At 60.9% G+C, this 11,851-nt stretch carries 8 protein-coding genes; 2 read left to right on the forward strand and 6 right to left on the reverse strand.

Annotation, left to right across the window (positions count from 1 at the left end):
- Window positions 1-4: 4 nt before the first annotated feature.
- Window positions 5-1,426 carry a cardiolipin synthase gene (gene cls, locus ABFX23_RS16890; protein WP_230293267.1) on the reverse strand — a complete coding sequence of 474 codons (1,422 nt, stop codon included), beginning with the start codon at window positions 1,424-1,426 and terminating at the stop codon, window positions 5-7.
- Between the two features lie 288 nt (window positions 1,427-1,714).
- Complete coding sequence (locus ABFX23_RS16895) at window positions 1,715-2,308, reverse strand: RNA polymerase sigma factor (protein WP_230293266.1); 594 nt, start codon at window positions 2,306-2,308, stop codon at window positions 1,715-1,717.
- A 207-nt stretch (window positions 2,309-2,515) separates the two neighbouring features.
- Here ABFX23_RS16895 and ABFX23_RS16900 point away from each other — a divergent pair, with 207 nt between their 5' ends.
- Both ABFX23_RS16900 and mrdA read left to right on the forward strand, forming a co-directional pair.
- The gene (locus ABFX23_RS16900) at window positions 2,516-3,238 is read left to right on the forward strand and encodes a lysophospholipid acyltransferase family protein (protein WP_230293265.1); all 723 of its coding nucleotides are present in this window, start codon (window positions 2,516-2,518) and stop codon (window positions 3,236-3,238) included.
- 253 nt (window positions 3,239-3,491) lie between these two features.
- Entirely contained in the window at window positions 3,492-5,399 is a 1,908-nt protein-coding gene (gene mrdA / locus ABFX23_RS16905) for a penicillin-binding protein 2 (protein ID WP_346034092.1), read from the forward strand.
- A gap of 4 nt (window positions 5,400-5,403) precedes the next feature.
- Here the strand turns inward: mrdA and ABFX23_RS16910 are convergent, their stop codons facing one another.
- The 4 genes from ABFX23_RS16910 to ABFX23_RS16925 all read right to left on the reverse strand — a co-directional run bounded on the left by ABFX23_RS16910 (window position 5,404) and on the right by ABFX23_RS16925 (window position 11,830).
- Entirely contained in the window at window positions 5,404-6,405 is a 1,002-nt protein-coding gene (locus ABFX23_RS16910) for a hydroxyacid dehydrogenase (RefSeq protein WP_230293263.1), read from the reverse strand.
- A complete protein-coding gene (gene ppsA, locus ABFX23_RS16915; RefSeq protein ID WP_322295896.1) occupies window positions 6,402-8,822 on the reverse strand; it encodes a phosphoenolpyruvate synthase in 2,421 nt (806 codons plus the stop codon). The genes ABFX23_RS16910 and ppsA overlap by 4 nt, the downstream gene beginning before the upstream one ends.
- A gap of 144 nt (window positions 8,823-8,966) precedes the next feature.
- Complete coding sequence (locus ABFX23_RS16920) at window positions 8,967-10,181, reverse strand: cation:proton antiporter (protein WP_230293261.1); 1,215 nt, start codon at window positions 10,179-10,181, stop codon at window positions 8,967-8,969.
- Window positions 10,178-11,830: an L-lactate permease gene (locus ABFX23_RS16925; RefSeq protein WP_428831682.1), complete on the reverse strand. Its 1,653-nt coding sequence runs from the start codon at window positions 11,828-11,830 to the stop codon at window positions 10,178-10,180. Before ABFX23_RS16925 ends, ABFX23_RS16920 begins: the two co-directional genes overlap by 4 nt.
- Between the last annotated feature and the right edge of the window lie 21 nt (window positions 11,831-11,851).

Consider the following 11,851-nt stretch of genomic DNA (forward strand, 5'->3'; position numbering starts at 1 on the left):
GATCCTATAATAGCGGGCTAAAGAGCCGTGCTGCATTTTCCGCAGCGCGGGCAAGCGCAGGTCTGGCATTCCATTCGGCGCGAACCAAGCGCTCACTCCCCGCAATGTTGCGTGCCTCCTCTTCGCGCAGGCGCGCGGTTGTGTCCTGATCATAGATCAGGAGGCCGGCTTCTCCGTTCAACTCCAGCGAGCGCAAATCGATGTTCATCGAACCGACAAGGACGAGGTCATCGTCAACGCTGACATGCTTGGCGTGCAAGAATCCGCGATGATAGAGGTGTATGTCGATGCCCGCTTCCAGCATTCGATCGAAGAAAGAACGCTGCGCCAGATCGACCAGACGATGGTCGCCCTTCTTCGGCAGAATCAAGCAGACCTCGACACCGCGGGCGGCGGCCCCTTCGAGCGCGAGCAGGAGCGCTTCGTCCGGCACGAAGTAGGGCGTCGTAATGACAAGCCGGTGTTCGACCGTATGCACCAGCGCATCGAGGAGCAGCCGGATGACAGAGCGCCGATATTCGGGTCCGCCAGCCACCAATTGTGCGTGCGCCGCCCCTGCGGACCGTTCATGCGGAAAGAGCGCCCCGTCACTCAACAGATCGCCGCATTCCAAAAACCAGTCATTGGCAAAGAGCGCCTGCATCTGGAGCACGACGGGTCCGTTGACCCTCACCACGAATTCCTTGCTGCGCTGACCTCCCGGTAGCTCGGCGCTGATGACGTTCTGCGAGCCAATATATCCGAGCCGTCCGTCGATCACAGCGAGCTTGCGATGATTGCGCAGATCGGGCCGCAGGGCCTCCATGTTCGTAAGCGATACGGGCAGCGCGCGGCGCACCGTTATCCCGCAGCTCCTGAGCTTTCGAATGATACGGCGGGACCACCAATAGGAACCGAGCGCATCGATCAGAACTCGGCATTCAACCCCGCGGCTTGCGGCAGCCACGAGCGCCGCGACGATCTGGTTGCCCACAGCATCGTCGGAGAAGATGTAGGTCGTGAGATGAACATGGTGCCGGGCAGTACCAATGTCGGCCACGAGACGGTCTATCACTTCCTGATAATCCGCTAGCGCTTCGATGTTGTTTCCACCCACCGCAGGGAACAAATTGACCCGCTCGATGAGCTGCGCTGCCCGAACAAGATGCGCGGGAAGCTGCGGCGGTGAGCAGTGCTGCGACATCAGGATCTGGCGGCGCGCAATCTTGAGCTGCCTGCGCGCTTCAGCAAAACGGGCACGCCTGCGCGCCGTTGCCAGCGGACGGAACGCCCAAAGGACAACGAGAATGGCTGGAATGGGGAAGACGAGAACCAGCGCCAGCCAGCCCTGTGCGCCAACCTCTGGTCGGCTGAAAATGATCACCGCGAAGATAGCAAACCGCGCGAGCCAATCCAGCGTGAGTAACAGCACGAGCGTATCAGACACCGGTCTTGCTCCCGCTTGTCGGAAGGCAATGGCGGCACGCCGTAGGAGGGGGGAGGATCACGGCGTGCCGCACTGCCGAGGCGCGGGGTTGGAGGCATCGCCGCGGCAACGAGCTTGGCGGGTTCGGGCTTTTACGCAGCCAAATGGTCCCGCCAATTCGACCCTTAGAGCTCGCATGCATGTACATAGACGCGGCAGCGCGCCTGCTATTACAGCGCAGACCTCGTTTCGGTCTCACTGAATAGGCATGACAAAGTCTCTGCCCGCCCACACGAGCGCGTCGGCTCCTCAAGCTTGCAAAGCAATAGGAGTGTCGGCCAGAGCATCGCGAAATGCGCCGCGCGCACGGTGGAGCCTTACGGCGAGATTGTTGGGCGAAATGTGGAGGCGCGAAGCGATGGCCGAAGGCTCTTCCCGTCCCAGGTCCATTTGCCGGATGATTTGCGTATAGGCTGGCCGAAGCGTCGCCAATACCTCCTCGACCACCTCGCTTTCATCGACCGATAAACTTTCTCCCAAGATTTCTTCCAAGGGTGAACCGCCGGGTTCGAGCGGGGTCGTTTTGGCGTTGAGCCGCGCCGAGGCCCGGTAATGGTCGAGCAGCGTCGTTTCGAAGAGACGCCGCAGCCATCCGTGGACGGCCTTTTCATCGCGCAGCTGGTGCGCGCGCTCAAGCGCTTTGACGCAGAAGGACTGAAGGACATCATCCGCCGCGACACGGTTGCGCAGACGCTTGAGCGCAAGACGGCGGATGATGACATAATCATCAACAAGAACCCGCTCAATAATCTCTCTGTTCGTCTCTTGTGGGCTCGAAGGTTCGGAACGCTCCTGCTCTTCGGCAACAATATCCTCTGATTGTGCGGCGTAAGATAATAGCATGAGTTCTTCCCCACCGAAGTTCCACCTACTTGGAATACGCAGGGAGAGGCCCCGCCCCTCAAATTTCTTTGGTGTTTCGGCGGATGATGGGAGGTTCTGGCCGGGAAACAACGCGCTGATGCGCTTCGTCCTGTAAGCCGAGCTGCGGCGACCCGTCTCTTGAATGAGCCCGTTTAGAAATCCTCTGCACCGAGACTAGAAAGCCCGATGAGCCGCCTGATCACCACTATGCGAAGTCTCGCCTTTGCAGTGTCGGCGGCGGTGTGGACTCTCCTTTTTGCGCCCTTGATCCCGCTATTGGTTCTTCTAGGTCGTCCGCCGCGGATCATTCGGCAGCTCACCCGGATTTGGGCGCGCGGCCTTCTCTGTCTCCTCGCTGCGCTGGCAGGAATCCGCTATACGGAAAGGGGACGCGTTAACCTGCCCGAGGGTCCCGTCCTCATCATCGCCAACCATCAATCGGCCTGGGAAACGTTTGCCGCACTCGTTCTCTTCCCTGACGTGGCGATTGTCACCAAGCGTGAGCTTCTGGCGCTGCCGGTGATAGGATGGTTCCTGAAGCACTCCCCCATGATCCCGGTCGATCGCGCTCAATCCGCGCGGGCGCTGCGTGAAATGCTTGCGGCCTGCCGCGCGCAAGTAGCGGCGGGTCGCTCGGTGCTCATTTTCCCCGAAGGCACACGCAAGCAGCCGGGAAGCCCCATCGAATTCAAGCGCGGAGTGGAACTGCTCTATCGTAATCTGGCGATACCCGCGGTAATCGTTGCCCACGATGCCGGCCGGCTCTGGCGGCAGGGCATGCGGCTGCATCCTGGATCGATTACCGTTTCGATACTCCCGCCGATCCCACCTACGACCGATCATCGTGTTCTTGTCGAGCAGGCACAGCGGTCCCTCACGGCCGAAGTCGCCAATCTGAACGAGGCCTAGACTGACCGCCGAAAGGGCCCGGATCCCTATGAGGACGAGGAGGCCTGCGCCCCCATGAACATGATCCTGCATCTCATGGCGAGAGGCAACACCCATTTGTTCCGAGCTTCGCCGTCGGCGGCGTTCTCGTAATCACCAAGCGCGCCATGCGTCTGTTTATCCGAATGAGGTGCCGCCCGGGCAGGCCAGCGCGCACCAGGAGCCGGTCTAGACGGGCGATCAAAACCGGGAACCCTGCAATCAGGAGCAGTCTGTGGCGAAACAGCCAACAAACAAAAGGATATTGGAGCAGAAGTTTTCTCGCCGGGCCGCTATCTTGGGCGCGTTGCAGCTCGGTCTCGGCGGTGTGTTGGCAGGCCGGCTCGCTTGGCTTGCGATCGCCGAAAACCAAAAATGGCAACTGCTCTCCGAGAGCAATCGGCTTCAGCTGAGCCTGATCCCGCCGAGGCGCGGATTGCTGCTTGATCGCACGGGCGTCCCCCTCGCCAGCAACAAATCGGTCTTCATGATCGATCTCCTGCCCGATCGCCTCGAGGACGCCGACGGAGTCCTGAAGCAGCTTGCCGAGCTGCTGGGTCTTAGCGCCGATGAGACGGACCGCCTCAGGAGCGACCTCGCACAAGCATTGGATCACCAGCCCGTGCGGGTTGCGAGCGATGTCGAGTGGGACCAATATGCCGCTGTAAATGTACGCCTTCCCGACCTCCCCGGCGTATCCCCGATGAGAGGGTTTTCGCGGCACTATCCAGCAGGAGCCGCGACAGCTCACTTGCTCGGCTATGTCGGGGCCCCTAGCCGCGAGGAGTATGAAAAAACCGGCGATCCCTTGCTAATGGTTCCGGGCATGCAAGTCGGCAAGGATATGCTCGAGAAGACGCTCGAGAAGGATTTGACGGGCAAGCCCGGCGCGCGCCGGGCCGAAGTGACAGCCACGGGCAAGGTCGTACGCGAGCTCGCAGTCCGATCCGACACTATAGGTAAAAGCGTACAATTGACCATTGATGGCGGGCTTCAAACCTATGCGTCCCGTCGGCTTGGAACCCAGTCCGGCTCGGTCGTGGTGCTCGACGTGATCAGTGGCGGTGTTCTCGCTATGGCTTCGATGCCGGCCTACGATCCGAACAGCTTTTCGGATGGGATCAGCCAGTTCGAATGGGACATGCTGTCGCAAGACGAACGCGTTCCGCTCAGAAACAAGACCCTCCAGGGTCTTTATCCGCCCGGATCGACCATCAAGCCGATCACGGCCCTGGCTTTGTTGCATGAGAACATCGACCCAGACGAAACCGTCCTTTGTACCGGCCGGATCAACATTGCCGGCGGCACGTTCCATTGCTGGCGCCGTAGTGGCCACGGTGTAGTCGACATGAACCGGGCAATCGCAGAAAGCTGTGACATATACTTCTATGTCATGGGCATTCGGGTGGGCATTCAGCCAATTGCCGACATGGCCAGACGTTTTGGGCTTGGCGAGCGGTTTTCAGGCCTGCCGGTTCCCTATCAGTATTATGGGACTGTCCCCGATCCGGCCTGGAAGCGGCGTCGATACAACGAGCCTTGGGAAGCCTATGACACTGTCAATGCGACAATCGGGCAAGGCTATCTGCTCGCCAACCCGCTGCAGCTTGCGGTCATGACGGCGCGGCTTGCCGCCGGTGAGAAAACCCATCCCAAGCTACTAGCCGCAAAGGTGGCGCCTGCCGCCCCGCTCGGAATTGACCCCCGAATGCTTGCGATCGTCCGCCAGGGAATGGAGGATGTTGTCAATGGCCGGGGCACCGCAACCCGCGCCCGCCTCCCCCTTGCGAACATCAAGCTGGCGGGCAAGACGGGCACCGCGCAGGTTCGTCGCATCACGATGGCCGAACGTCGCCGGGGCGTCCGCTCCAATGCCTCTCTCCCTTGGAAGCTGCGCGATCATGGATTGTTCATTGGTTATGCGCCGACAGACCGGCCCCGCTATGCGGTGGCGGTGGTAATCGAACATGGCGGAGGCTCTGGAGCGGCCTATCCCATCGCAAGCGACACGCTGCTCTATCTGTTTGACAAAGGCCAGGCCATGGAGCGCCTGGCATCGCTGGAGAATGGCTGGGGTGGCGGAATCGAGGAGCGAATGGCGCGCGAAGCGGCAGAATTCGCCGCCCGCACACCGAGCGACTGACCCCCTAAACAATGAGGTTCTGCGGCGAACCCATTGCAAAGGCTTCGATATTCTCGATTGTCGTCTCGATGATGCGCGCGACCGCCTCATGCGTGTTATAGGCGACATGCGGGGTCACGATGACGTTCGGAAAGCGCAGGAGCACATGATTGGCCACGAGGGCCTCCAAATTCTCCTTCTCAAGCGGCGGTCCGCGGAACACTTCTGCTTCTTCGCGGACGAGCGGCTCCTGCGGGAGCACATCGAGACCAGCGGCGCGAAGTTTCCCCTCCGCCAGCGCGCGCACCAGAGCGGGAACGCTGACGATGTTGCCGCGCGCCGTATTGATCAGGAGCGCGCCGGTCTTCATGGCAGCGAACTCGGCATCGGACAGGAGATCCTGGGTCTGAGGGGTTGCCGGCAGATGCAATGTGACGATGTCGGCTTGGGAAAGGAGTTCGGCGAAAGGCAAATAGGTAAAGCCGAGATTTGCTGCCGCAGAGCCATCCGGATCGACGTCGAAGGCTACGACATTCATGCCAAACCCGCGCGCGATCTCGATCGCGCGGCGCCCGATGCGACCGGTCCCGACGACGCCCAAGGTCTTCCCGCGCAGCTCGATACCGCGCAGATCATCCTGCGAAAAATTTCCGCGGCGTGTACGTTCGACTGCCGGAACGAGATGCCGCGCTGCCGCCAGCATCAAGGCAAAACTGTGCTCGGCTACAGTAACATCACCATAGTCGGGAACGTTGGCGATCTCGATGTCTTCGGCGGCGCACCAGGCCAGATCGATGTGGTCGTGGCCGGTCGAGCGGGTGGCGATCAGCCGCAGCTCGGGGAACTGGCGCAGGACTTCTGCATCAAGCCGTGAGTTGATGAATGTGCTGATCACTTCGGCATCGCTGTATCTTGCCGCATTATCAGATGTCAGCCGTTCCTTGACACAAGTGAGCTCGTGATTGCCGGAGAGCGCACGGCACGCCCGCGCCTCCCATTCCTCGGCCTCGAAGATGACGACCTTCATATCCGCGAGCCCTCAGCCGGTTGTGCTCGGCCTTTATCCGACATGGCCTCGGCTTGAGCGACCACCTTGACTGCGGCAACAAAACTGTCGGGGTTAAGCGAAATGGAGTCGATCCCGCAAGCGACCAAGAAACCGGCAAAGTCGGGATGGTCACTCGGCGCCTGGCCGCAAATGCCGATCTTTATCCCGGCTTGGTGCGCCTTGGTGATGGCTTCGCCAATCGCCCGTTTTACCGCGTCGTTGCGTTCGTCGAACTGATCGGCGAGAAGCTCGGAATCGCGGTCAATCCCGAGCACGAGCTGGGTGAGATCGTTGGAACCGATCGAAAATCCGTCAAAGCGCTGCGCAAATTCCTCCGCGAGCAGGACGTTCGCCGGAATCTCGCACATCATATAGATCTGGAGTCCGTTTCGGCCCCGTTCGAGACCGTTTTCCGCCATCACTTCGAGAACTCTATCGGCTTCGGCGAGCGTGCGACAGAATGGCACCATGATGACGACATTTTCAAAACCAATTTCCTCGCGTACGCGGCGTAAGGCGCGGCATTCGAGCGCGAAACCCGCCTTGTAACCGGGGCTGTAATAGCGCGAGGCGCCGCGCCATCCGATCATCGGATTTTCCTCATCGGGTTCGAAGGCCTCTCCTCCGAGAAGATGAGCATATTCATTTGTCTTGAAGTCGCTGAGCCGGACAATCACCGGCTGCGGATGAAACGGAGCTGCGAGCTTTGCTATGCCGAGCGCAAGCGTGTCGACGAAATAGTCGGCCGGCTCGGCATATCCGCGCGTAAGCTCGGCGATCGCGCGCCTGGCATCCTCGCTCGTGACCTTCTCCGGGGCGACGAGCGCCATCGGGTGAACTTTGACCAGGTGGTTGATCACGAATTCCATCCGCGCGAGGCCTACTCCGCGCGCGGGAAGGCGCCACCAGCGCATGGCGGCGGCCGGACTCGCGATATTCAGCATCACATCGGTTTCGGTCTCGGGCAGATCCGCCAGGTCGAACTCGATGGTTTCGAACTCGAGCGTCCCTTCATAGACCGCACCGCGGTCGCCTTCCGCGCATGACAGGGTGATGGGCTGCCCGTCCTGCAGGGTGCGCGTCGCTGTCTGTGTCCCAACGATGGCCGGCACGCCGAGTTCGCGGCTGACGATCGCTGCGTGGCTGGTAGTTCCGCCGTGATCAGTGATGATACCCGCTGCGCGCTTCATGATTGGCACCCAGTCCGGATCGGTCATGCCTGTCACAAGGATTGCACCATCTCGAAAAGCCTCGATCTGCGAGGCGTCCCGGATCGCGCAAACCTCCCCGGTGGCGATCGCCTCGCCGACCGCCGCGCCCGTAAGCAGCGGTTCGGCGCGCTGTTTCAACCTGTAGGTAGTCAGTCTTCCCGCTGCCTTGCCCGCCTGAACCGTTTCCGGGCGGGCCTGGACGATGAAGAGTTCGCCGGTTGCACCATCTTTCGCCCACTCCATGTCCATCGCGCGACCATAATGCTTTTCGATGGTCTTGGCGCAGCGCGCCAGCTCAAGTACCTCGTCATCGGAGAGGACGAAGGTCTCGCGTTCGCGGCGCGTGGTTCTCTTGGTCAACGTCCTGACGCTGCCGCCGGTCGCATAGATCATCTTGCGCTCCTTGGCCCCAAGACTGCGCTCGATAAGCGGAACCGTATCTGTACGTTCGAGAAAGGGTTTGAAGACACGGTAGGTGTCAGGATCGACCGAGCCCTGGACGACAGTCTCCCCAAGCCCCCAGGCGGCACTTATCACGATCACGTCGGGGAAACCCGTTTCGGTATCGACTGAAAACATGACCCCCGATCCAGCGAGATCCGAGCGCACCATGCGCTGCACTCCGATCGACAGGGCAACATCCATATGGTCGAAACCCTGTGCCTGACGGTAGCTGATCGCCCGGTCGGTAAAGAGCGAGGCAAAGCAGCGCCTGCAGGCATCGAGAAGTGCGCGCTTCCCGGTGACATTGAGAAAGGTCTCTTGCTGCCCGGCGAAGCTCGCTTCGGGAAGATCCTCCGCTGTCGCGCTGCTGCGGACCGCGACGCTGACCGCATCCTGTTCGCTGCGCGCAGACAAAGCGTCATAGGCTTCACCGATGGCCGCCTCGATCTCCGGTGGAAACGCCCCTTCCAGAAACGCATGCCGGATCGCAGCACCTGCCACTTGAAGCGAGGCGCGCCCGGCATCGAGCGCTTCGATCCAGCGCCTCATTTCGGGTTCAATGCCGTTGGCCGCGATATAGTGCCGATAGGCCTGCGCCGTTGTGGCGAAGCCTCCCGGCACTCTGATACCGCGCTTCGACAGCGCGCCGACCATCTCACCGAGCGAAGCATTCTTTCCGCCAACCATGGCGACGTCGCCGCGTCCAATATCCTCAAACCAGGCAATAAGGGCGTCGGGCATCGAAATCTCCGGGTCATTCGCGAGCGGTGCTCGGCAGTGGTCGAACGTGGACGTTGCCTCGAGCGGCGGCTAAATCTTACCCGTCGCCGCCGAAGCATCGTCCATATGGTGAGACGGTTTTCAGCCCGGCCGATTACAGGCTTTCTACCCCCGATCGCGAAAAAGCCAGCGCAGTCCGATGGGCGTGACAATCGTGGTGACGAGCGCCATCAGCACAAGAGCTGAGAAGAGATTGGCAACGACCGGGTCGGGATAATCAAAAAGCCCTGCTTCCAAGGCGATACTTACGATGATCAGTTCGACCGCTCCGCGGCCGCTCATGCCGAACCCGACCCCAAGCGCCTCTTTGCGGGTGAGACCAGAAAGCAGAGCAGGAATCCCTGCGCCGATGATCTTGCCGCCAAGTGCGGCTAGGATCAGCGCCAGCACGATGCCAGGAATGATGGCAAGGGCCGCGAAATCGACGCGAATGCCGATCGAAAGGAAGAAAAGCGGGGCCAGCAAGCCCATCGTGAGATCGCTGACCGCTGCTTTCAGGCGCGCGAAAGAGGCTTGACCCAGGCTCTTGGCGTTGAACAGAAGGGCGGCAGCAAAGGCTCCGATGATGAAGTCCATTCCGAGCACTTCGGCCAACCCTGAAAACCCCAACGCTGTCAGAATGAGCGCGGTAAATTCAGGGGCGGGGATCCGAAGCCGCGAGATCAGATTGGCGATCCTCGGCGCTCCGAAATAGCCCGTGCCAGCGACAATGAGGAAGAACAGCGCGGCTTTGCCAAGCAGCGGCAACATCGCCCCAATCCCCGGGACGGAACCTGCCGCAATTGCGCCGGTCAAGATCGCGAGCAGCACAAGTCCGATGATATCGTCGAGAATTGCAGCGGCGATCACCGTACGGCCGGTTGGCGTATGGACCATGCCGAGGTCCATGAACACGCCGATGGCGACCGGGACCGCAGAAATTGACAATGCAACGCCCACCAGCAGAGCCTGGACAAATTTCATCGGGTTGTCGGGAATCACCCACCACGCAAGGGCCAGGCCCAGGGCGAGTGGCAACAGCACGCCCCCGAGCGCAACGGCAGCCGAGCGACCCGAATGTCTGAACAGCTCTCCGGGGGCAATTTCAAGGCCGGCAAGCAGCAGCAGGAAGAAAATTCCGAATTCGGCGGTCAGATCGAGAAAGGCGCTGCGCGACAATTCGGCGAGAAACGGGGCGTTGAGGGAAGCCGCCAAAACCGCCAGTGCTAGCCCGGCACCTATCTCCCCCACCAGCGCGGGCTGGCCAATGCGCGTTGCGATCTCGCCGAAGGATCTCGCCGCCAGCAACAGGAGAATGAGATGCAGCACATGCTCGATCATCGTGCCAACCCGATTGCGGCAGCGGCGACAAGGCCAACGGCAGCAGTATAGGCGAGCATGGGTACGAGCGTGACCCGGATGATCTCTCCCTCGCGCCCGACACGGCCGACGACGGCTGCAGCTGCCACCACATTGACTACCGACACCATGTTCCCCGCGCTAGCGCCAAGGATCTGGGCGCCAAGGACGGTTTCCGGTGGCAGTCCGGCCTGATTGGCTGCGGTGAACTGAAACAGCGCAAATGTCATATTGCTGAAGGTCGCACTTCCTGAGAGAAAACTGCCCAGCGCTCCGATGAATGGTGCAATCACCGGCCAGTTCTGTCCGGCGGCATCGGCCGCAAGAACTGAAAGCGCCATTGGCATGCTCGGCAGACCGTTTGAATTGATTGCCGAATGCACAAAGACGCGCACCATCGGGACCGCCGCCGCCAGCGTCACCGCGCTTGCGACCGTAATTTTCAATGTGTCCCGGCCAGCGCGGCGGAGCCGCTCACGGTCGAGAGGCAGAAGGAAGACGGCCAAAAGACCCGCGATCAAAAACATCGAACCCGGCAAATATAGCGGCGCAATCGCAATGTTGATCGGTGTCCCCAAGACCGAAAGCCAGGCAAACGAGACATCCTGCATGACCTGTTTAACCGGCAACAGATCTGCGCGGCTCACGAGAAGGAGCGCGGCGAGCAAGAGATAGGGTGCCCAGGCTCGCTTCAGTGTAACGCGTGACGGTTCTACGGCAATCGGCGCACCCGGATCAGCCCCGCTCGAGCGGGGCATGAGAAAGCCGTGCCGTGCTGCTGGTACCACGAGCACGATGGCACAAAGCGCGCCGGCAAGCGCGGGAAGTTCCGGTCCTAGCGTCGCACTGACGATAAAGGCAGGTATGGTGTAAGCCAGACCGGCAAACAGAGCGAACCGCCAATAGCCCAGCGCACTGGACCAGCTTAGTTCTTTGGAAAAGAACCGCGAATAGATAAGGATGAGCGCGAACGGGACGAGCGATCCGGTAGTCAGATCAATTGCAGCTGCCATCTGCGCCGAGTTTTCGATCAGATTATCGAGCCCGCCATTTGCGGCAGGTTGACGGAGTCCTTCGCGCAGCCCGATGGCCACCGGCGTACCGATCGCACCGAAGGCAACCGGGCTGCTATTGGCAATCAGTGCAAGCGACACGGCTGCCATGGGTGTGAAACGAAGCGCCACAAGCAGCGGAGCGGTAATGGCGGCCGGTGTGCCGAAACCGGCGACGCCTTCGAGGAAAGCACCGAAGGTCCAGCTGATGACGATGAGCTGGACCCGCGGTTCCGGCGATATGGCCGCGAATCCTTCGCGTATCCGGGCCATCGCCTCGCCTTCGGTAAGGAGCCTCAAGAGAAGTATCGCACCAAAGATGATCCACAAGACCGAGGCCGCGATCGCCAAACCCTCGATCGAAGCGGCCAGGATTGTGCGGGGCGCCATGTGCCACAGGAAATAGCCGGCAGCGGCGGTTACGATATAGGCCAGTGCCATGGCCCGCGATGCGGGCATCCGCAGACCGACAAGGAAAAGCAGAACCGCGAGCAGGGGCGAAAGCGCTGCAAGAAATAGGCTGAATGTAATGTCGCCCTCCGCTCGGCCGTAAGCAGCGCCAGACTGCGTCTCGTCTATCGGACGGGAAAGAGGGCCGGC

The sequence above is a fragment of the Erythrobacter westpacificensis genome, assembly GCF_039542285.1.
Classification (GTDB): domain Bacteria; phylum Pseudomonadota; class Alphaproteobacteria; order Sphingomonadales; family Sphingomonadaceae; genus Alteraurantiacibacter; species Alteraurantiacibacter westpacificensis.

Coding starts and splice junctions, on each gene's coding strand:
- ABFX23_RS16895 (WP_230293266.1), bottom strand. CDS start 2,308: ATGCTATTATCTTACGCCGCACAATCAGAGGATATTGTTGCCGAAGAG.
- ABFX23_RS16900 (WP_230293265.1), top strand. CDS start 2,516: ATGAGCCGCCTGATCACCACTATGCGAAGTCTCGCCTTTGCAGTGTCG.
- ABFX23_RS16910 (WP_230293263.1), bottom strand. CDS start 6,405: ATGAAGGTCGTCATCTTCGAGGCCGAGGAATGGGAGGCGCGGGCGTGC.
- ppsA (WP_322295896.1), bottom strand. CDS start 8,822: ATGCCCGACGCCCTTATTGCCTGGTTTGAGGATATTGGACGCGGCGAC.
- ABFX23_RS16920 (WP_230293261.1), bottom strand. CDS start 10,181: ATGATCGAGCATGTGCTGCATCTCATTCTCCTGTTGCTGGCGGCGAGA.